The organism is Tessaracoccus antarcticus (genome assembly GCF_003688855.1).
GTDB classification, from domain to species: domain Bacteria; phylum Actinomycetota; class Actinomycetes; order Propionibacteriales; family Propionibacteriaceae; genus Arachnia; species Arachnia antarctica.
The window spans coordinates 1202403-1223728 of the sequence record NZ_REFW01000001.1 but is presented as its reverse complement, the minus strand read 5'-3'; the positions used below and the strand labels follow the sequence as shown (position 1 = coordinate 1223728).

The following is a 21326-nucleotide window of genomic DNA, read 5'->3' as shown; positions in this document are numbered from 1 at the left end:
TCAAGTTAACCACAGGGCCGCACGAGAGGCAAATAGGTTGAGCGTCCTCGGCTCAACTCAGGGTTCAATCAGGGGCAGCCCCCACCGGGGAGGAGGATCAGCGGTCTCTGGAGCCTCGTAGCTTGACGCTGTGCCCGGCCCACCACAGAAACCCCTTGAGGATCACTGTGCCGTTGGAGCCATCACCCTGGGCCTGCCTGTCGACGTCGTTGCCGGCCATGATGGCCAGCGAGTCGTCCATGACACGCACCCCCTCGGGTACGTAGATGTCGTGCCCGGCCATGATGGCGTGCAGCTCCAGCGTCACGACGACACCGGGCCCCATGGCCTGGGTGAGGTCGATGTTGTCACCGCCCCACCAGGCGAAGTTGAGGTAGTGGCGAGTGCCGGGTTCGATGACGACGTCCCTGCCGGACATGATCGAGAATGAGGTTCGCTCTGCCGGACCCGTGGCGGGCAGCGACGTGGGTCTGGGTGCGACACGGGAGGCGGACCCTGCCGCCAACTCATGGCCCTCCGGCAGATCCTCCACGAGCTCGTCGAACTGGTCGGTGTACCTGGCCTCCAGCGCCCGATCCTGGCGCTCCCCCAGCTCCTCGATACTCAATCGACCCTCGCCGTGGGCCCTCTGGAGGACTTCAAGCACCGCGTCACGATCGGCGTCGCCAGCACGCAGTCGCTTGCGGGGAACCATATCTGACATGTCTGAATCCTAGTCGGGACGGCTCGGTGGCGTCTCGTCGGTGGGCCTCAGTCGCGCCACCAGTCATCGAGGATGGTGACGGGGGTGGTGCGCTTGTGGCGTGTGCGCAGGTACTTGGTCTCGATCTCCTCCGCCACGGCGACGGGGATCTGGTGTCCTTCCAGGTACGCGTCGATGTGGGCGTAGGTGATGCCCAACTCGTCCTCGTCACTGCGCAGGGGACGGCCGTCCAGGAGGTCCGCGGTGGGCACCTTGCCCCACAGGGACTCGGGCGCACCCAGGTGCTTCAGCAGGGTGCGGATCTGCCCCTTGTCGAGCCCGAACAGCGGGAGGATGTCCGCGCCGCCGTCCCCGAACTTCGTGAAGAAGCCGGTCACGGACTCGGCGCCGTGGTCCGTGCCGATCACCAGCAGGTTGCGCTCCCCCGCCAACGCATACTGCGCCATCATCCGGGCGCGCGCCTTGACGTTGCCCTTGTTGAAGTCGGCGATGTCACGGCCCGTGGCCGACTCGAACGCCACCTCGAGTCCGTCCACAGCGGCAGCGATGTCCAACGTGAGTGGCGTGCTCGCGGCGACGAAACCCATGGCGTCCTCCGCATCGGCAGCATCCGCCTGGGAGCCGTAGGGCAGCCGCACGGCGACAAAGTCCGCCTGTCCGCCCTCGTCGGTGATCCTGTCGACGGCCATCTGCGCGAGCCGTCCCGCCAGCGTGGAATCCACCCCTCCGGAGATCCCCAGAACGAAGCCGCCGGTGCGGGTGGCACGCAGGTAGTCACACAGGAAGGTGATCCGGCGCTCCACCTCGTGGGCGGGGTCGATGGTGGGCCTGACGCCCATGTCGGCAATGATCCGGGCCTGCAGTTCTCGCATGCCCGCAGTCTAGGCGAGGCACGTTTCACTCCTGTGACAGCCCCTGGACGCTCACGCCACACTGCGACCCGTACAGGCGGAAAGAAGGTGGCGACACTGGTGGACATCTGGAATAACATTTCCCCATGACCGGATTCAAGAACTTCATTCTCAAGGGCAACCTCATTGAGCTTGCCGTCGCCTTCATCATGGCCACCGCATTCGGTGCCGTCGTGACCGCCACGGTGGCCCTCCTCATGGACGTCATCGGCAAGATCGGTGGCACGCCCGACTTCTCCAACTGGTCCCCCGGCGGCATCTCGGTGGGCGCCTGGATCACGGCGCTGATCTCGTTCCTCATCATCGCGGCCGTGGTGTACTACCTCATCGTGCTCCCCTACACCGAGGCCAAGAAGAAATTCTTCCCGGACGAGGAAGAGTCCGCAGGCACCCCAGCGGACGTCGTCCTGCTCGAGGAGATCCGCGACCTGCTGAAGAACCAGAACCGCCTCTGAGCCCCAGCCCCATCTACTCCGAGACCGCTCCCCCGGGGGCGGTCTCGATCATTTCCCGGACAGCCGTGGCACTGCAGGCGACCTCAACGACGTGGCGGGGCAGGTCCTCGATCCCGTCGAACACCGCCGGGCGTGGCACCTCGATGCCGAGCGCTTCGGTGATGGTCCCGGAGAACTTCACGGGCAGCGCCGTCTCCAGGGCCACCACGGTCCCGCACACCTGCATGCTGCGCGCCACCTGCACCGCGTCGGCCGTGTGGGGGTCGATGATCACGCCATCCTCGGAGTAGGTGCGACGGATCTGGCCCAGCCGGTCGGCGTGCGTGGAGGAGCCCGTGACGAACCCGTGCGTCTCGAGCTGGTCGCGGAAGGCGCGAAGCTCCGAGAGGTCGAAGCGGCCCTCCTCACGCAACTGCCGCCCGAAAAGGTCCGCCACACGGGCGCCATCGCGACCGACGAGGTCGGCCACGTAGCGCTCGAAGTTGGACGCCTTGGAGATGTCCATGGACGGCGACGACGTCTCGTGGGTCTCGGCGCTGCCCCGGATCCTGTAGACGCCGGTGGTGAAGAACTCGTCCAGGACGTTGTTCTCGTTGGTGGCCAGGATGAGGCGGTGGATGGGCAGCCCCATGGACTTGGCGACGTGGCCTGCCGCGATGTTGCCGAAGTTGCCGGACGGTACCGCGAAACTGAGTGGACGATCATCATCGGCGATCTGCAGCCATGCCGCGAAGTAGTAGACCACCTGGGCCATCAGCCGGGCCCAGTTGATGGAGTTCACGGCGCCGATCCGGTGCCGGGCCTTGAACCCGGCGTCGGCGTTGATCTCCTTGACGATGTCCTGGCAGTCGTCGAAAACACCGTCGACGGCAATGTTGGTGATCGACGGGTCGTCGATGGAGAACATCTGCGCCTGCTGGAACGGGGTCATGCGTCCCTGCGGAGACAGCATGAACACGCGGACGCGCGGCTTGCCCATGAGGGCGTACTCGGCCGCGGAACCAGTGTCACCGCTCGTGGCGCCCAGGATGGTGATGGTGGTGTCGCGCCGCTCCAGCTCGTACTCGAAAAGCTCCCCCAGCAACTGCATGGCCATGTCCTTGAACGCTGCGCTGGGCCCGTTGGACAGGTGAAGCAACCACAGCCCGTCGGAGAGCTGACTCACGGGGGCGACGGCGGGGTCCAGGAACTTGTGCGGTGCGTAGGCACGCTCGCAGATACCGCGCAGGTCACCGGCGGGAATGTCGTCGATGAACAGGGAGAGCACCTCGAAGGCCAGGGCCGCGTAGCCGTCGGCGCGCACCAGGGACCGCCAGCGCGCCAGGGTGTCCCCGTCGACCTGCGGGTAGTGCTCGGGCAGGTACAGGCCCCCGTCGGGGGCCAGTCCCTCCAGGAGGATGTCGCAGAACGGCCGGCCGGGCCCGCCGGAGGAGTCACGGGTGGAGACGTATCGCACGACCGCAGCCTACACACGGGGGGCACGCCCCCCGTGAACCCCCCGCACACCACACACGGAGCACGCCCTCGGTAGAAACGGTCAGCGCAGGATGTCCTGGCGACCGAACCACCAGGCGGAGGCCGCCAGCAGGATCGCTGTACCGACGACGGAATAGCCCAGCGCCCAGTCGTAGTTGATGACCTGGGCGACCCCCCAGTCGTCGACACTCCTCGCGGTGTACCCGTAGACCTCGTACTGCCCCGACAGCATCGTCAACAGGATGTTGCTGGGCAGGAAGCCCTGCAGCGCCGAGAACCCGGAGATGCTGTCGCCGAGGATCACCGAGCCCAGGAGCACCACCGCAAAGATGCCGGCGGTGATGGGCGTGGATCCAACACCGACGGCGACGGCAGCCGCCATCACGGTGATCAACAACGACAGGACCGCCACCCGCCCCAACAGCAGGGGGAGGTCGATGCCCGCGGTCATGTCATGTGCCCCCCGCAGCGACAGGAAGGTGAGGGCGCAAAACGCCAGGGCAGACCCGAGGTAGGCGGCGGTCACAGCTATGCCTCCCAGTGCGGCGGCAACAACCTTGGCAACCATGAGGGGGACGCGTCGTGGCGTGAACAGCAATTGCGTGCTGATGTTGCCGGAGGCGAACTCGGCGCCCACGAAGGAGGCCGCCAGCACTGCCACCGCCAGCAGCATGATGGTGGACCCGAACGACACCACGTATTGCGTGTACTCGCCGAAGCTGACGGGGGTGCGCACATAGGCGTCCGGGTCGCTCGCCACCTCCCACCCCTGGCACTCCGCGTTCTGCGAGACGCCCCCGCAGGACTCCTCCCAATTGGCCTTTTCCAGTTTCCAGTCCTCCCGGGCAGTCCTGATGTCCTGGGCCGTCACCGGGCTGGCACTGCCGGCATCCACGGCCGCCCCGAAGGCCGCCAGACCGGCCATGCACACCAGTAGCACGAGCAGCAGCCGGCGGCTGACGAGACGCAGCAGTTCAGCCTTCAGCAATGCGTTCACGACGCCTCCGTCCGGGGCAGGCCCTGCGTGGCCGTCAGGTGTTCTGTGGCTGTGACTTCGAGGAACACGGACTCGAGGGTGGAGCGTTCCACACTGAGGTGCTGGGGCCAGAGGTCGACGCCCCCCAGCACTCGCGCCACGGCGCCCGCCTCGATGGCACCACCCCCGGGTCCCGTCACGTGCAGACGCCCGCCGGAGAGAACCACGGCGTAGCCTGCCTGCCGCAACGCCTCGTGGGCCAGGCTGTGGTCAGCCACCTCCACGACGACGCGCGAGCGGTCACCCGACAGCAGGGTCGCCAGGTCCCCCTCCATGAGGGTCCGTCCGCGCCCGATGATGGACACGGAGTCGGCCACCTGTTCCACCTCACCCAGGAGGTGGCTGGAGATCAGTACGGTGCGGCCCGCGTTGGCGATGTCGCGGATGGTGGTGCGAATCTCCTGGATCCCTGAGGGGTCCAGACCGTTGGTGGGTTCGTCGAAGATCAGGACCTGCGGCTCCTTCAGGAGCGTGGCTGCGATCGCGAGGCGCTGCTTCATACCCAGCGAGCACTGCCGGAACCGTGTGTCGGCGCGGCCGCCGAGTCCCACTTCCAGCAGCACCTCCGTGACGCGTCGGCGGTTGACGCCGATGGACATGGCCAGGATCTCCAGGTTGCGACGCAGGGTCATGGAGGGCGCGAACTTCGGCGACTCGACGATGGCACCCACGTACGAAATCACCTGGTCCAGGCGCTCCGGGACCGGCACCCCGCAGAGTTCCATGACGCCCTCATCCGCCCGGACGAGCCCCAGCAGCATCCTCAGGGTGGTGGTCTTGCCGGACCCGTTGGGCCCCAGCAGGGCATGCACGCCCCCGATGGGCACGTTGAGGTCCAACCCGGCCACGGCAACGGTCCTGCCGAAACGTTTGCTCAGTCCGGACGTGCGGATGGCCCACGTCGACGGTGTTTCACTCCAGAACTGGGTGGTCATGGTGACCACGCTAGGGCTCTGGAGGCGACGCCGCGTCGCACCACGGCCCACGGCCGTCTCAGACCAGGGTCTCGTCCCGCTGCAGGACGGCGACGTCGTCGCGCCGCAAGCGGCGCCACAGCAGCCAGGCCGGCAGGGCGAGCACGCCCATCGACATGTAGGGCGCCATCACGTCCTGCAACGGTGCCAGCAGGACACACAGCACCGTGACCAGCAGGAACAAGTGTTGCAGGCGCAGTCCCGGGCGGGCCAGCGCCACGAAGGGCAGCACCCACGTCATGTACCAGGGCTGCAGAGCGGGGCCCAGCACGGCAAAGGCCAGCAGCACACCGCACGCGAGCAGCCATGGTTGCCCCACGGAGGAAGGCGGCCGGGGCCCGAGCCGCCAGGCCAGCCACGCGACACCCGCCACCACCAGCAGGCTCGTGAAGGTCGTGAGGATCGAGATGATCTGATGATTGGGCAGCAACTCGTGGAACCGGGCGAAGGACGCCACCCAGGAGATGGGGGCGTTGCTGGTGGCCTGCAGGGGACTGCCGGCCGTGGGGTTGCGCCACCCGAGACCCAGACCCGTGACGAAGGAGACGAGAGCAAACATCCCGACGGCGGCCGCTCCGCCCGCCGCCGCCCGCGCCGCGAGGCCCCACCAGGTGCGCGACCTGGCTGACAGCGTGGGGTGCGCCGCCGCCCACGCCAGCGCCACGACCCCAACCCCGGCGACGGCGGCCGACTGTTTGATGGACATCGCCAGGCCGATGAACAGCCCTCCCACGACCACGCCCCGCCATCCTCGCAAACCGGTGCGGTGCGCCGCCAGGAACGCCACCGCCAGCAGCGCCACCATGACGGCGTCGTTGTGGATGCCGCCCACCCACTGCACCAGCAGCACGGGGTTCAGAAGGCCCGCCCACACCACCACGTCCCGGCGAACGCCCGCCAGGTCCGCCAACTTGGGCAGGCACCACGCCAGAACAGCGATGGCGAGCAGGTTGGGCAGCCGCATTCCAATGGCGCTGAGGTACAGGTTCTGCTCGAAGAGTCGGGAGATGACGCCGAAGATTTCAAGTGACAGCGGCGGATACACCGATGTGGTCCTGAACCAGTGGATGCCGACCAGGAGTCCGGCCTGCCCGGCGTCGCCGGATGCCACCGTGTAGGGGTCGAGGCCGTGCGACATGAGCCAGCCCTGCGCCGCGTAGGAGTACGCATCCCGGCTGTGCAGCGGCGGGCTGACGAGCAGGATCAGGGACCACAGCGCGAGCACCAGTCGCGGTCTGCGCCATGTGGGACCCATCCGCCACCACGCGTACAGCAGCAGTGCATGGCCCGGCAGGGTGACCAGCACCCGCCAGGGCCGGGGTCCCACCTCCAGCAGCCCCGTCCTGTCAATGGTCACGGCTGCCACCACGAGGAAGAGCCCGACGGCGCCCAGCAACGGCCACGTCCACTGCCACAGGGGGCGGACGTCCCGGGCCTCGGCGTCGGGCCGGGCGGGCGGTGGAGCAGGCACAGGGGAACCTCGTGGGGTGGGGCGGCGCCGCCAGCATACTTCTCCAACAGCGAACCGGTCGCCGTACAGGTCCGGCGGGACGGCCCCGGCACTAGTCTGGGGAGTATGAGAATCGCCATGGTCAGCATCCACGTGACCGAGCCTGCCCATGCGTACAGGTTCTACACGGAGGTGCTCGGGTTCGAGACCAGTCTGGCGCTTCCCGAGTCGGATGTGTTCGTGGTGAACGCACCCGGCCAGGACCTGGGCCTGCTGCTGGAACCCAGCGACAGCGCGCTCGGCGAGGAATACCGCAGCGGCTTGCGCGCCGCTGGCATTCCCGTGCTGGTCATGAGCACTGACACACTGTTCTCCGACATCGAACGCCTTCGCGCCGAAGGGGTTCATTTCGTGGGCGACGTGTTCCGCGACGCCTCGGGCGAGGCCATCAACTTCAGCGATTCAGTCGGCAATCTCATCCAACTCCACCAGGGGGCGTTATGACCAAGCGGCACCACGTCGTCATCATCGGCTCGGGCTTCGGCGGGCTGTTCAGCACCAAGGCCCTCAAGCACGCCGACGTCGACATCACTCTCATCGCACGGACAACGCACCACCTGTTCCAGCCCCTGCTCTACCAGGTGGCCACAGGCGTGCTGTCGGAGGGCGAGATCGCACCCGCCACCCGCGAGATCCTGCGTCACCAGAAGAACGCACAGGTGCTGCTGGGCCTCGTGGACGACATCGACCTGGCCGAGAAGGTGGTCAAGTGGCGCTTCCATGACGAGTACCAGGAGACCTCCTACGATTCGCTCATCGTCGCCACGGGCGCCGGTCAGTCCTACTTCGGCAACGACCAGTTCGCCCGGTACGCGCCCGGCATGAAGACCATCGACGATGCCCTGGAGCTGCGCGCCCGCATCTTCAACGCCTTCGAAGTGGCGGAGTTCACCACCGACGAGGCGGAGCGCCGCAAGCTCATGACCTTCGTGGTGGTGGGCGCCGGACCCACGGGCGTGGAGGTGGCCGGCCAGATCCGCGAACTCGCAGCCGCCACGCTGCGCCGCGACTTCCGCTCCATCGACCCCGCCACGGCCCGCGTCATCCTGGTGGACGGCGCCGACCAGGTACTCCCCCCGTTCGGGCCCAAGCTCGGCCGGGCCACCCAGAAGAAGTTGGAGGAGCTGGGCGTCGAGGTGAAGCTCAAGTCGTTGGTCACCAACGTCGACGAGGGCGGCATCGAGATGAAACACGAGGACGGCACCACCGAACGCATCGAGTGCTTCTGCAAGGTGTGGGCTGCCGGCGTCAAGGGCAGCGACCTGGGCCAGACGCTGGCCGAGCAGTCCGGCGTCGAACTGGACCGCGCGGGACGCGTCAAGGTGCTGCCCAACCTGACCCTGCCCGGGCACCCCGAGGTGTTCGTGATCGGCGACCTCATGTCGTTCCCGGACGTGCCGGGCATGGCCCAGGGCGCCATCCAGTCCGGCAGGTACGTCGCGAAGACCATTGAGGCCCGCGTGGAGGGCAAGGACGAACCGGGCCACTTCACGTACTTCGACAAGGGGTCCATGGCCACCATCGCCAAGTACTCGGGTGTCGTGAAGATCGGTCCCATCAGGATGACCGGCTTCATCGCCTGGCTGGCCTGGCTGTTCCTGCACCTGCTCTACATCGCCGGCTTCAAGCAGCGCGTGAGCACCCTCATCAGCTGGACGCTGAGCTTCATCACCAACGGCCGATCACAGCGTGTGGTGACGAACCAGCAACTGGTGGGCCGCCTGGCCATCGAGGAGCTCGGCGCCCACAGCTCCGGGCGCCTCATCCGCGGCACCGTCCCGGCGGCACCGCGGTCCAACCAGACCGACAACCCCAACACGCTCAAGGAGTAGTCAATGCGTTCCTTCCTCCGGGTGGTGCGCGACGTTGCGCTCCTTCTGTCCCGCATCCTCATGGGTGTGGTCCTGCTCGCGCACGGCTGGCACAGGTGGCAGGTGATGGGAATCGCCAAGGAGGTGTCCCTCCTGGACGGTGCCGGAATCGGCAACGCCACGACCATCGTGTGGATCGTCGTCGGGTTCGAGATCGTGGGTGGCATCCTGCTCGTCTTCGGGCTCGCCACACCGCTGGTGGGTCTGGGGATCGTGGTCCTGAACCTCGCCACCATCGTCCTGCTGCGCTCCGAGGAGTTCTATGCCCACGAGCAGGGTTGGGAGTACAACGCCGTGCAGGCTGCCGTCGGACTCCTCCTCCTTGCGCACGGCTCGGGACGAGCAGGCCTCGACAACCTCTTCCTGCGACCCCAGCACGACGGCGACGAACTCATCGTCGACGAAAGCGACGCAGACCGCATCCACCCCCAGGCCTTCTGACCCCTTCACAGGAAACGCACAGCACATTCATGGCTTTTCGCCACAGGATGGTGCCACAGTGGTCGCATGGCCTCCACCGCTGACACCCTCCAACGGCTCGATGGCACCCCCATCCGGGTACTCACCGTCGACGACGAGCCGAGCCTCATCGAACTCCTGTCCCTTGCCATGCGCTACGAGGGCTGGGAGGTGCACACCGCCCGCTCCGGCACAGAGGCGGTGCGCGTCGCCAGGCAGAGCCAGCCCGACGCCATCGTCCTGGACATGATGCTGCCGGACTTCGACGGACTCGAGGTGATGCGGCGGGTCCGCGCGTTCCAGCCGGAGGTGCCCGTGATCTTCCTCACCGCCAAGGACGGTGTGAGCGATCGCATCAGCGGGCTCACCGCCGGCGGGGACGACTACGTCACCAAACCCTTCAGCCTGGAGGAGGTCATCGCCCGGCTCCGCGGGCTGCTGCGCCGCTCCGGCGCCACCGCCCCCACGCCGTCGACGCAACTGGTCGTCGGCGACCTGGTGCTCGACGAGGACTCCCATGAGGTGTTCCGCAGCGGCACACCCATCAACCTCACGGCCACCGAGTTCGAACTGCTGCGCTACCTGATGCGCAACCCCAAGCGTGTCCTCAGCAAGGCCCAGATCCTCGACAGGGTGTGGAACTACGATTTCGGCGGCCAGGCCAACGTGGTGGAGCTCTACATCTCCTACTTGCGCAAGAAGATCGACGCGGGGCGCGACCCCATGATTCACACCATGCGGGGCGTCGGTTACGTCCTGCGGCCGGCATGACCAGATCCCTCACCCTGTCCGCACAACTCCGGCACCGGGTGACTCTGATCGTGGCGGTGCTGGCCATCATCCTCTCAGCCAGTACGCTGCTGGCGGCCCGCACCATGACGTACAACCAGGTGGACTCCCAGTTGGAGGCCGCGTTCACGCGGCAGGGGCGCCCCGGCTCCCCCGGCGACATGGCACCCGGCATCAACGTCCCGGGGATGGCACAGGGCACCATCATCGTCGCCCTCATGCAAAACGGCGAGAAGCGCGGCACAACCGTCGGTGATGGCAGCTTCCGCAGGGTCGCGACAGATGCTGGCGACGCGCTGCTGGCTGTCCCGGCCGACGGGGAGAAGCACACGATCAGCGTCCCCGGCCTGGGCGAGTACCGGGCAGAGGCCAGGGTGGACGAGAACCGCATCGTCGTGGCCCTCCCCCTGGCCGAGCAGAACAGGACCCTCCTGGGACTGACGGTGCTGACGGTGTCGCTGGGGATGTTGGCAGTGGTGGTGGCGGCCGCGGCCACCGCCGCCCTGGTGAGCCGCGCCACGCGCCCGCTGCGCGCGCTCGGCCGCACAGCCCATGAGGTGTCCAACCTGCGCCTGGATGAGGGCGACGTGCAGGTGCCTGCCCCCGTCGATGCCGAGGGGCTGCCCCCGGACCACGAGGTGGCGCAACTCGCCACCGCTTTCAATCACATGCTGATGAACGTGCAGGGCGCGCTGGCTGTGCGTCAGGCCTCGGAGATCAAGCTCCGCCGGTTCGTCGCCGACGCCTCCCACGAACTCCGCAACCCACTGGCGGCCATCCAGGGCTACGCGGAGCTGGCGGAGCGCCCCGAAGCATCCGCGGACGACGTGGCCCACGCCCTGAAGCGCATTCATTCCGAATCCCTGCGCATGACCACGCTGGTCAGCGACCTCCTGCTGCTCGCACGGCTCGACGCCGAGCCGCCCGTGGAGTTGCGGCCCGTGGATATTGTGGAGACGGTGCTGAACGCTGTCAGCGACGCACAGGTGGCCGGCCCCGGGCACGTGTGGCGCATGAACCTGCCGGACGAGGGCTTCGACGTGATGGCCAACCCCGGCCAACTCCACCAGGTGGTGGTGAACCTGCTGTCGAACGCCCGCAACCACACCCCGGAGGGCACCACCGTGACCACGACCGTCGCCATGCGCCAGGGCCGGGCATGCCTGGAGGTGCGCGACGACGGCCCGGGCGTCCCCGCCGACGTCCTGCCTCGCGTGTTCGAACGCTTCACCCGCGCCGACGTGGCGCGCACCCATTCCGACAGCCGCTCCACCGGCCTCGGTCTGGCCATTGTGCACGCGGTGGTGCGCAGCTTCGGGGGCGCCACACAGGTGGAGTCGCGGCCGGGCAACACCTGCTTCACGGTCTGGCTGCGTCCCGCGCCGTCGCAGATCAAGTAGCCGCGACGGCATCCAGGACTCGAAAGGTCGAAAGACGCGAAGCGGGGCCGGTCCCCGAAGGAACCGGCCCCGCCCCACCCAGTGATGGGACTACGTGAACAACACGATGTTGTTGAAGACCCACTTGTTGACGAGCGTGTAGCTGTAGCCACCACCCGCCTTCGGCGAAGACTCCACCACACCACTCACGTACAGGTAACTACGGCAACCGTTGCGGCCCGTCGTGGCCGTGTCGCACTCGGTGTACCACTGGCGACCATCCGAGGCCGTCCAGTTGTTCGTGCGGCCCAGCGGGTTGCTGGTCCACGACGAACGCGGCGACGGCAAGTACGTCAGGTTGTTGTGGAACCAGCCCGTCTTCGAGACGAACCTGCCACCCTCGTGCGTGACCTGCGTGGACCAGATGGAGGTCCAGCACCGGAACGTCACCGAGTACGGCTCACACCTGGTGAACCATTGACGGCCATTGACCGTGTGGTAACCCGGCGTGGTGTAGACGTCCTCGGGCTTGAAGGTCGGCTTCACGCTCGGCGTGAGCGTGGGCTTCACGCTCGGCTTCACCGTCGGGGTGACCGTGGGCTTCACCGTCGGGGTGACCGTGGGCTTCACCGTCGGGGTGACCGTGGGCTTCACCGTCGGGGTGACGGTGGGCTCCGGCGACGGATCGACGGCCTTCTTGACCGTCACGGAGACCGCGATGGCCTCCACGTCGGCGCCGGGCTGGGAAACGCTCATGGTGAGCGTGCCATCTGCGGCGTCGGCCGGCACCGTGACGGTGGCCGTGCCGTTGCCGTCGGCGTCGATGTCAGCAGTGGCGACAAGTTCGTCACCAATCCGGACCTCGACGTCGCCGCCATCCGTCTTCGGGGCGAAGCCCGTCAGCGCAACCGTGACCACCTCGCCCGGCTCCACTACAGCGGGTGTTGCCGAGACCTTGGGATCCAGGGCCGGCGGCTCCTCGTTGCCACACGTGACACGGGCGGCAGCCCAGTCAGCGTGGTCGTTGCCGTTGCCGTCGCCACCATCGCCAGCACGCAACGACAGCGACGTGACACCCGTGATGTCAACGTTGAACACGTAGGTTGCGCCGTTGCCCTTCAGCACCGGCGACTGCGCGAGCAGCGTGTTGTTGTCACCGTGGACAGCGAACGAAACGGAGCCCCTGGTCGCCTGGACGTCGTCGACGCCCACGGTGGCCTGGAACACTGTGCATTCTGCCTTCAGGTCGAAATCGATCTTGGAGATGGCGTGTGCACCGATGCCCTTGGGGTAGGTCTCACCGCGGAGCTTGAGTGGGCCTCCGCCGCTGGACTTGTCCCACTGCAGCGTCCCGTATCCCACGGTGGCGCTTGTCACACGCTCCTGCATGTCGGAGAGATAGATCTCACCACCGGGCAGGGGCGCAATGACACGGACGAACGCCTGACCGGTCACTGTGGAGACCTTGCCAGCCACAGTCGCCGTTCCGGTGAACCCGATCGTCGAATCCTCTGCATTCGTCGGGTTCGTGACGGTCCAGGTCTGCACCGACGACTCACCGAAGGCCAGCGTGCTCTTGCCAGCCGTGGCCACCTTGGAGGTCCAGCCCGCCGGGAGGTCCAACGCATGGGTCACGTTCGTGATCCCGTCGTTGTATCCGGTGACGGTGGTGGTGACCGTGAAGTCATCCCCTGCCGAGACGGCCGCAGGTGCCTCCATCCCACCGGCGATGCATGCACCGGAGTCGGCTGCACCGATGTCCTGGACACGCATGTTGTCGATGGTCATGTTGTGCTGGGTGTTGGGACCCTGCAGTTTGTCGATGGCGATGAACGGCACGCCACACTCCGATGCGTTGAACTCCTTGCTCCAGCGAGTCGTGGTCCGCTTCTCACCGAGCACGTCGGAGACGGTACTCACAGCAGTGGAACCGCTGGCGTTGAGAACATCGTGGCCCAACCGGACACGGTACTGATCCGCAAAAGTGGTCTGGTAGTCGAAGCTGACCAGGTACTTGCGACCCGCTTCGAAGTTGATGGCACCCGGCGCGGTCTTCAGGATCTCACCGGTGTTCTCGTTGTTGGCCATCAGCGACCACGTGCCGTCCAGGACGTTGTCGTTGAGCTTGCCGCCCTCGACCACCTTGTCGTCGAGGCTGACACCCCACCAGCCCTTCTGGGAGTACGGGGCGTGCTTCTCTGCCAACTGCGTGCGAGCGTCGCCGCCGCGGTTGGTGTAGCCGGTCACGAACGGGTAGTAGCCGACGTCGACGTTCTCGAAGTCCTGGAAGTAGATGGTGCCAGCGGGGGCGTCCGCGTCAGCGGGTGCCTTCCACTTCACGACCCGCAGGTCCTCGACCCATACCTTGGCATCCCCGTCGCCAGCGCGCACCGTCAGGGTTACGGGCGCTCCGGTGGAGGTGAAGGTCACACGCACCCTCTGGTAGTTGGTGGCGCGCTTCTCATCCGATGCGGTCGCGTTCTCCACCGTGGAGGCAGTGATCGTGTTGCTGGCCTTGCCGTCGGCGAAGGTGGAGTATCCCGCCTTCGTGACGCCCGAGGCCTCGACGGTGACCGGGCGGGTCTTGCCGCGGTCAACCATGATCCAGGCCCAGGCACTGTAGGTGCCCGCGGACAGGTTCAGCTCCTGGCTGATCGACGCCGGACCCGCACCCATCTCGACCTCGGAGTTGGCGCGTGCCGACTTCACGATCTTGACGTCGCCGGTCTTCTGGTAGGCGTCGAGGGTTCCGGAGAAGAAGCTGGGGTCGTTGATGTGACTGCCCTGGCCCCAGTTCGGGGCTTTGGCTGCCGGGACCTTGGAGGTCGGGTACAGCACGTAGGCGACACCGACCTCAGCGCCGGGAATGGTGATCTTCCCGTTCACCGGAATGATGTCGGAGATCTTCACGCGACCGGTGTCGGTCAGCTTGAACAGTTCCAGGGTGCCCTGGCCCTTCCACGAGTTCGTCAGCGTCCATTCGGAGGCCGCGGTCGTGGTGTTGTAGTGGTACAGGCGGTCCTCACCGCCATCCTTCCAGGGCAGCAGGTAGGACCCACCCTGGTAGACGGTGGCACCGTCGTAGACGAACGAGCGATCCGTCGGGACGACGGTGCCCGGGATGCTGGCAACCGTGGAGCTCGCGACCGTGCCGTTCTTGAAGGTGATCTGCGTGGGCTCCCACTTGACGATGTCCGACTGCTGCAGGAACTTCACGGGCAGGTTCCTCGCCCAGATGTTCTTGATGAAGCTGTTGTAGTCGACCTTGCCGGACCAGCCCTCGAAGTCCACCACGTTGGAGTTGGAGAGGATGGGGTGCGGGTTCCACGTGTCACGCCTCGAGTTCTCGACGAACCGGATGACGTTGGACTGGATGCCCTTGTTCGTCTGGCCGCCGTACGGCTCGTCCTGCGACCAGTGCGACCAGATGTTGTGCTCGGGGAACTTGTTGGACCACTCGGAACCGATGACCCAGCCCTGCTCCTCCAGTGCGTCGGAGAGCCGCTCGCCCTCCCAACCGGAGGGGTAGTACACGTCCATGTAGAGCCAGTCGAGGTTGGCCGGACGCTCGTCCCAGAAGTCCTGGAACCGCTGCAGCACGTTCTTCGTGGCCAGGTCCTTGGGACCGTTGATGTAGTACGACTGGTTCATCCAGCCCCACGCCTTCTGGGGCGGCATGCGCAGCAGGTCCTCGGAGAAGGCCTTGGCCTCGGAGTAGGACTCCGTCGCGTTGACGTGCACGCCGTAGTGCGTGTTGTAGTTGACACCCTCATCCGCCAGGATCTTGAGTTCTGCAAGACCTCCGGCACGCTCGTTGTAGTGACCCGCGTAGTCCGGGTGGGCGGAGTCGTGGCCCTCGGCCTCGTAGCCCTTGAGCAGTGCCTTCTGACCCAGGTTGTCGGTGGCCAGCGAGATCCGCTTGGTGTCGTCCAGCGTCCGTAGGAAGGGGTGAGTGGCCTGCGACACGATATTGAACGGGATCCGGGAGATGACGTCGTTCTTGACGTCTCCCATGCCGTTGCTGGGCGCGACGATGTCGCGGGCGGCGATGCCGGCGTCCTGCCAGTCGACCTGCCCATCATCATTCGCGTCGCCGGTGATCTTCACCGTCAGGTAGGGATCGGCGTCGCGGCCCAGCGAGCCCTCGTAGGTCTCGACTGCTTCACCGAGCCAGGTCCAGGTACCGGCCCAGACACTGCCGAGCTTCGTGGAGCCGTCGGCGACGATCTGGCGCTGCCAACGGTTGTTGCTTCCCTGCACCCGAGCGGCGGCCGCAGCGGTGGCGGTGTTGTCGTCGGTGGAGTTGCTGTCGAACGCGGCGGCCAGCGTGGAGTTGTTGGCCATCACCATCCATGAGCCCTGAACGCCGCCAGCGCTCGTGGCAGCGACGTTCTCGAAGCGGTCACCATTGACGGTGCGGTCCACGTTCAGCATGCCGGCGGTCAGCTGCGATGCGGAGTCGGCGGATCCCACGGTCACGAGGTTGTGATTGGGGATGCGGAGCCGGTTCACATCGTTGTTGGGATCCACGAGGTTCGTGAATGTCAGCGTGAAGGCGCCATCCGCCACGGAGGCGACGGCGTCCATGGAGACGCCCGGGAGGCCCGGGAACGTCAGCGAGTACGTGGCCGACTTGCCGTCGGCGGCCCTGACGGGAGCGGTGACCGTGACGGCCTGCTGCACCTCGTTGATGAGGACCGACGTCAGCGCGTTGCCCAGGCGTCCGGCCATCTGCTGGGTGCCGAGGCGGTAGTCCACCACCTGCGGGAAACCGGGGTGGAGACGGACCTTGAGGTCACCGTCAACGAGTTCGACGGCGCCGGCGGGCACCACGACGACGACCCCGGTGGGCGGATCGGTCGGATCGACCGGATCAACGTCACCGGTGGCGGTATCAGCGTTGAAATCAGCCAGTGTTGCCGTTGCCTGAACGGAGCCGTCACCTCCCCAGCTGGACTTGTAGACGACTCGCACGCAGTTGGCCATCACGGGCGCATCCAGCGCGATCACGCGTTCCGCGGTGCGATCGGTGAAGGGCAGGGCTCCGGACTTCGCCACGGTGTAGCCGGCATCGACCGTGCAATCACCCGATGCAGTCCTGAGTTCGTACTCATTGATGAGGCCGGAGCCGCTGTTCTGGCGCGGGAGAAGGCGCACCCGACCCAGCCTCACGGGCGCGTCCGCCACCTTGAAGGTGAGCACGTGCGGCGCCGGAACCAACGAAGAGTACTGGCTGTGCCAGTAGGTGGCATTGTTGCCGTCGAGGATGGCGGCGCTGGGGCCGCTGGGCGCCGGTTCGCCGGTCAGCTGCTGGGAGCTGGCGCTGACGAGACTCAGCTGCGACTGCGGGATGGGGGTGTACTCCAGGGCCTGCGCGACGAGGGTGCTCAGCGATACACCCCCGATCATGAGTGCGGAGGCGGCAGCGACGGACGCTGCTCGTCTGATTCTGATTCTGGACAAAGGGAGATCCTTCCAGTTCGTCCGGCTCGCCTGCGAACCGGGACATCTACGTCAGTCCGAAGAATAGGATGAACAGGGCCACAGGTGAGACGTCTGATGTCACAACGGACGTTCACAGTGATCGAATGGGTCCATCACGACTCCGCGGAGTCTTCGGCAACGGGCACCGCTGAGCACGGCGCTCGGTACGATGCGGACACCCATCACAAGCACACCTACAGAATCAGGGATGACATGGAAATCTCACGCGAAGCGCTGGCCAGGATGGTGGACCACACACTCCTGAAGACCGATGCCACACAGGCTCAGGTGTCGCAGTTGGTGGCCGAGGCCAAGGAGTTGGGGGTGTACTCGGTGTGCATCTCGCCGTCGATGCTTCCCCTCGCCGACGATCTTGGTCACCTGAAGCTGGCCACCGTGTGCGGGTTTCCCTCGGGCAACCACACCCCGGTCGCGAAGGCAGCTGAGGCCGCAGAATCCTGCATGCTGGGCGCCGACGAGATCGACATGGTCATCAACATTGGACTGCTCAAGGCAGGCCAGCCGGAGAAGGTGCGCGAGGAGATCGAGGCCGTGCGCGCCGTCACGAGCGGGCTCCTGAAGGTCATCATCGAGGCCGCCGCCCTCACCGACGACGAGATCGTCGCCGCCTGCCAGGCCGCGGAGACCGCAGGCGCCGACTACGTCAAGACCTCCACGGGGTTCCACCCTGCGGGCGGAGCCAGCGCCGCCGCGGTGCGCCTCATGGCCGAGACAGTGGGCGGACGGCTGGGTGTCAAGGCCTCCGGGGCCATCCGCGACTGGGACACGGCACAGGCAATGGTCGCCGCGGGCGCCACCCGCCTCGGACTCTCAGGCACGCGCAGCGTCCTTGAAGGTGGCGTGGCCGACGGAGGCTACTGACGCATCTGCGCAGCGACATCACTGCATGAACTGGCGCGAGTGCAGGGAGGAGTAGCGGCCTCCTGCCGCCATCAGTTCGTCATGGGTTCCGCGTTCCACGATGCGGCCGCCGTCGACCACGAGGATCTGGTCGGCATCGCGCACCGTGGACAGGCGGTGGGCGATGACGATGGCAGTGCGGCCGGCGCGTGCCACGTCGAGGGCCTCCTGCACGAGGTGCTCCGACGTCGAGTCAAGGTGGGCCGTGGCCTCGTCCAGCACGATGACGGGTGGCGCCTTCAGCAGGAGCCGGGCGATGGCGAAGCGCTGACGCTCGCCGCCGCTGAGCCGGTAGCCGCGCTCGCCCACGACCGTCTCGAGGCCGTCGGGCAGCCGGTGCACGAGGTCCGCCACCAGGGCCTGCTTCAACACGGACCACAGCTCGTCGTCGGTGGCGTCAGGCTTGGCGTAGCGCAGGTTGGCCCCGATGGTGTCGTGGAACAGGTGGGCGTCCTGTGTGACGTAGCCCACGGAGCCGCGCAGGCTGTCCAGCCGCAGCCCGCGCACGTCGGTTCCGGCCACCTCCACGGCGCCGGAGTCGACGTCATACAGCCGGGCAATGAGGTTGGTGATGCTGGTCTTGCCGCCCCCGGAGGCTCCCACGAGTGCCACCGTCTGGCCGGGTGAGGCCTCGAAGGACACACCGCGCAGCACCGGTTGGCCAGCCGATTCCCGCTGCGCCGCCGCGGGTTCCAGTGATGCCAGGGACGCGGAGTGGGAGTCGGGATAGGTGAACCACACGTCCTTGAATCGCACCGTGACGGGCCCCGAGACCTGCACTGCGTCCGCGCGGTCGGTGATGGGATGGGGCAGGTCGAGCACCTCGAACACCCGCTCGAAGCTCACGAGCGCCGTCATGACATCAACCCGGAGGTTGGTGACCTGCATGAGCGGTCCGTAGAGCCGGGCCAACAGCGCCACGAGCGCTGTGAGGGTGCCCAGCGTCAGCTGCTCGCGGGCGGCAGCCACGCCGCCGAAGCCGTAGAACATGGCTGTGGCCAGCGACGCCACGAGCATCATGGCCGTCATGAACACCCGGGAGGTCATGGCAATCTTCACGCCGGAATCCGCGACGTCACCGGCCTGTGCCGCGAACCGCTTGTCCTCGGTGTCAAGGTTCCCGAACAGCTGTACCAGCAGTGCACCGGAGACGGAGAAGCGCTCCGTCATGGTGGCGGTCATCTCCGCCTGCTGCTGCAGGCGGTCCTTCGTGAGGCCTGCCAGCCTCGTCCCGACGGCTCGAGCGGGGATCATGAACAGCGGCAGCAGCACCAGCGCTGCCAGGGTCAGTTGCCAGGAGAGCGCCAGCATGGACGCCACCACCAGCACCAGCGTGGACACGTTGCTGACGGCCGAACTCAGCGTCGACGTGAACGCCTGCTGGGCACCCGCCACGTCGTTCTGCAGCCGCGACACCAGCTTGCCGGTGTTCGAGCGGGAGAAGAACGCCACGGACATGCGCTGCACGTGGTTGAAGAGCTGTGTGCGGAGGTGGAGGATGAGGCCCTCCCCGATCCGGGCGGAGCACCACCGCTCGAGAACGCCGAGCGCAGCGCCCAGCACCGCCATCCCGGCGACCGCCAGCGACAGCGTGACGATGAGGGGGACGTCGCCGCCGAGGACGCCGTCGTCGATGATGCGCTGGAACAGCAGGGCCGGTGCCACGCCGAGGGCGCTGCCCAGCACCACGGTGACGAGGAAGACCGCAATGAGGCCCTTGAACGGCGCCCCGTAGCCGAGCACGCGGCGCACGATGCCCTTGCTGAGGGTGTAGTTCTTGATGGTGGGGTCGGCGGCCAGCCCGCCCATGACGCGTGAACCGGCGTATCCGGGGCCGCGCATCATCGGGCCAACTCGGTGCTGATGGTGCTGCGGCGGCTGCGGCGCAGTGTCCGCTGCTCCGCCATCCGGAACAGCCGTGCCGTGGGCAGGCCGACGGGCCGCGCGATCTGGGCGCCGAAGGTGGAGCCCGCCGCGAGTCCCAGGGCCACCATGACGGCGTTGCCGAGGCTGATCTGCGCCTGGACGCTGATGGGTTCGTCGATGGTGAGGATGAGTTCGTACAGTCCCCTGTAGAGCGCCGCGCCTGGCATGAGGGCCACGACCCCAGCGGTGACGAGCGCGACGAGCGGGATACGGAACCGTCCCACGATGAACTGCGACATGAAGCCGACGACGATGGCGCCGAGCGCCGCGGCCGCAGGCCAGTTCCCGACGTAGGGCAGGCTCCACTGGTAGACGGCAAAGCCGGCCGCCGCGAGGATGGCCACGAACGGCAGGGCTCGCAGGCCCAGCTGGAAACCGAACGCCAACCCCACGGCAATGAGGATGGCCCACACGATCTGCAGTGCTGAGGGGCTTGCGTAACCAGCGGTGGGTGCGATGTAGCCCTGGACACCCAACTTCAGACCCACCCACAGCGTGATGGCCACGCCCACGATGATGCCGGCGGTTTGCAGGATGGCGTCGAAGGTGCGGGCGCCGGCGGTGATGAGATTGCCGTCCATGGCATCACGGGCCGCGGCGACGACACCCACACCGGCCAGCGCCGTGACGATGCCGGCCGCCACGATGAGCGACGGCGACACCATCGCGAACACTCCGGAGGAGCCGGAGCGCACGTGCATGATCCAGACGGCCATGGCCGTCGGCACTGCGGCTCCGAGCGCCTGGATGAAGAACACGGACAGCTGGGTGCGTGTCAGCGTCAGCTGCACGAGGAACATCAGCGAGTTCGCCAGCGCTGCCAGCAGCATCTCGCCGGGCCTGCCACCGAGGATGGCCGCCACCCCGACCCCCGTGAGCGCCTGCCCCAACGTGATGACCCAGACCCGGTACGGGCGGGCGTTGCTGCGCAGCCCGTCCAGCCTGTCCCGGGCTGCATCCAGCCCGAGACGCCCCGTGCCGATGTCGTCGATGAGCCGCAGCAGTTGCGTGAGTTGGGTGTAGTTGGTGTTGCGCTGGCGCACGCCACGGAAGCCGGTGATCGGTTCGGCCTTGCCGCGTCGGTGGTAGCTGATGGTCACCGACGTGAACGTGACGTCGACGTCTGCCGTCAACCCGTACGCGGCCGTGATGGTGAGGGCGAAGGAGATGGCGTCCGAGGTGACGGCTCCCGTCTGGACCGCCATTTCAGCTGCCCGCAGCGCCAGGTCCACCACGGCCGCCGCGTACCGCGGGTCGACGTCCGAGGCGGGTGCCGATGTCGTTGCGCGCACGGGCTCCCGGAACAGGTGATCCACCATGCCGTGCAGTTTCGCCATCATCAGAGTTGGCCTCCCTCACCACCAAAACTAGTCGACGGCCACGACCTTCCGTCAACCGGAGACAGCGCTCAGCGGCTGGGGCGCCGCCCGGC

At 67.0% G+C, this 21326-nt stretch carries 16 protein-coding genes; 7 read left to right on the top strand and 9 right to left on the bottom strand.

The window, feature by feature from the left end:
* Positions 1–97 precede the first annotated feature (97 nt).
* Both EAX62_RS05265 and nadE read right to left on the bottom strand, forming a co-directional pair.
* Positions 98–703, bottom strand: a complete 606-nt coding sequence (locus tag EAX62_RS05265) for a DUF1707 SHOCT-like domain-containing protein (RefSeq protein WP_121900546.1) — start codon at positions 701–703, stop codon at positions 98–100.
* Positions 704–750: 47 nt separating this feature from the next.
* Positions 751–1575, bottom strand: coding sequence for an ammonia-dependent NAD(+) synthetase (gene nadE, locus EAX62_RS05260; RefSeq protein ID WP_121900545.1), 825 nt, complete (start codon positions 1573–1575; stop codon positions 751–753).
* Positions 1576–1700: 125 nt separating this feature from the next.
* On the opposite strand from nadE, the gene EAX62_RS05255 reads away from it, so the two are divergent.
* A complete protein-coding gene (locus EAX62_RS05255) occupies positions 1701–2069 on the top strand; it encodes an MscL family protein (RefSeq protein ID WP_121900544.1) in 369 nt (122 codons plus the stop codon).
* A 13-nt stretch (positions 2070–2082) separates the two neighbouring features.
* Here the strand turns inward: EAX62_RS05255 and thrC are convergent, their stop codons facing one another.
* From thrC to mptB, 4 genes are all read right to left on the bottom strand, one after another.
* Positions 2083–3525 carry a threonine synthase gene (gene thrC / locus EAX62_RS05250; RefSeq protein WP_121900543.1) on the bottom strand — a complete coding sequence of 481 codons (1443 nt, stop codon included), beginning with the start codon at positions 3523–3525 and terminating at the stop codon, positions 2083–2085.
* An 81-nt stretch (positions 3526–3606) separates the two neighbouring features.
* Positions 3607–4542: a hypothetical protein gene (locus tag EAX62_RS05245; protein ID WP_121900542.1), complete on the bottom strand. Its 936-nt coding sequence runs from the start codon at positions 4540–4542 to the stop codon at positions 3607–3609.
* A complete protein-coding gene (locus EAX62_RS05240; protein ID WP_233557813.1) occupies positions 4539–5516 on the bottom strand; it encodes an ABC transporter ATP-binding protein in 978 nt (325 codons plus the stop codon). Before EAX62_RS05240 ends, EAX62_RS05245 begins: the two co-directional genes overlap by 4 nt.
* A 58-nt stretch (positions 5517–5574) precedes the next feature.
* On the bottom strand, positions 5575–7026 hold the full coding sequence (gene mptB / locus EAX62_RS05235) for a polyprenol phosphomannose-dependent alpha 1,6 mannosyltransferase MptB (protein ID WP_158600554.1): 1452 nt from the start codon (positions 7024–7026) through the stop codon (positions 5575–5577).
* Between the two features lie 105 nt (positions 7027–7131).
* Here mptB and EAX62_RS05230 point away from each other — a divergent pair, with 105 nt between their 5' ends.
* The 5 genes from EAX62_RS05230 to EAX62_RS05210 all read left to right on the top strand — a co-directional run bounded on the left by EAX62_RS05230 (position 7132) and on the right by EAX62_RS05210 (position 11584).
* Positions 7132–7509 (top strand): VOC family protein, encoded by a 378-nt coding sequence (locus EAX62_RS05230; RefSeq protein WP_121900540.1) that lies wholly within the window; start codon positions 7132–7134, stop codon positions 7507–7509.
* Complete coding sequence (locus EAX62_RS05225) at positions 7506–8897, top strand: NAD(P)/FAD-dependent oxidoreductase (protein ID WP_121900539.1); 1392 nt, start codon at positions 7506–7508, stop codon at positions 8895–8897. Before EAX62_RS05230 ends, EAX62_RS05225 begins: the two co-directional genes overlap by 4 nt.
* A 3-nt stretch (positions 8898–8900) precedes the next feature.
* Entirely contained in the window at positions 8901–9377 is a 477-nt protein-coding gene (locus EAX62_RS05220; protein WP_121900538.1) for a DoxX family protein, read from the top strand.
* A 66-nt stretch (positions 9378–9443) separates the two neighbouring features.
* The gene (locus EAX62_RS05215; RefSeq protein ID WP_121900537.1) at positions 9444–10166 is read left to right on the top strand and encodes a response regulator transcription factor; all 723 of its coding nucleotides are present in this window, start codon (positions 9444–9446) and stop codon (positions 10164–10166) included.
* Positions 10163–11584: a sensor histidine kinase gene (locus tag EAX62_RS05210; RefSeq protein ID WP_121900536.1), complete on the top strand. Its 1422-nt coding sequence runs from the start codon at positions 10163–10165 to the stop codon at positions 11582–11584. Before EAX62_RS05215 ends, EAX62_RS05210 begins: the two co-directional genes overlap by 4 nt.
* 90 nt (positions 11585–11674) lie before the next feature.
* Here the strand turns inward: EAX62_RS05210 and EAX62_RS05205 are convergent, their stop codons facing one another.
* The gene (locus tag EAX62_RS05205) at positions 11675–17026 is read right to left on the bottom strand and encodes an endo-alpha-N-acetylgalactosaminidase family protein (protein WP_147454021.1); all 5352 of its coding nucleotides are present in this window, start codon (positions 17024–17026) and stop codon (positions 11675–11677) included.
* Positions 17027–17260: 234 nt separating this feature from the next.
* On the opposite strand from EAX62_RS05205, the gene deoC reads away from it, so the two are divergent.
* Positions 17261–17929, top strand: coding sequence for a deoxyribose-phosphate aldolase (gene deoC, locus EAX62_RS05200; RefSeq protein WP_121901029.1), 669 nt, complete (start codon positions 17261–17263; stop codon positions 17927–17929).
* A gap of 18 nt (positions 17930–17947) precedes the next feature.
* Here the strand turns inward: deoC and EAX62_RS05195 are convergent, their stop codons facing one another.
* Together EAX62_RS05195 and EAX62_RS05190 are read right to left on the bottom strand one after the other, a co-directional pair.
* Complete coding sequence (locus EAX62_RS05195; protein WP_325048781.1) at positions 17948–19813, bottom strand: ABC transporter ATP-binding protein; 1866 nt, start codon at positions 19811–19813, stop codon at positions 17948–17950.
* On the bottom strand, positions 19810–21234 hold the full coding sequence (locus EAX62_RS05190; protein ID WP_121900533.1) for a threonine/serine exporter family protein: 1425 nt from the start codon (positions 21232–21234) through the stop codon (positions 19810–19812). The genes EAX62_RS05195 and EAX62_RS05190 overlap by 4 nt, the downstream gene beginning before the upstream one ends.
* Positions 21235–21326 lie beyond the last annotated feature (92 nt).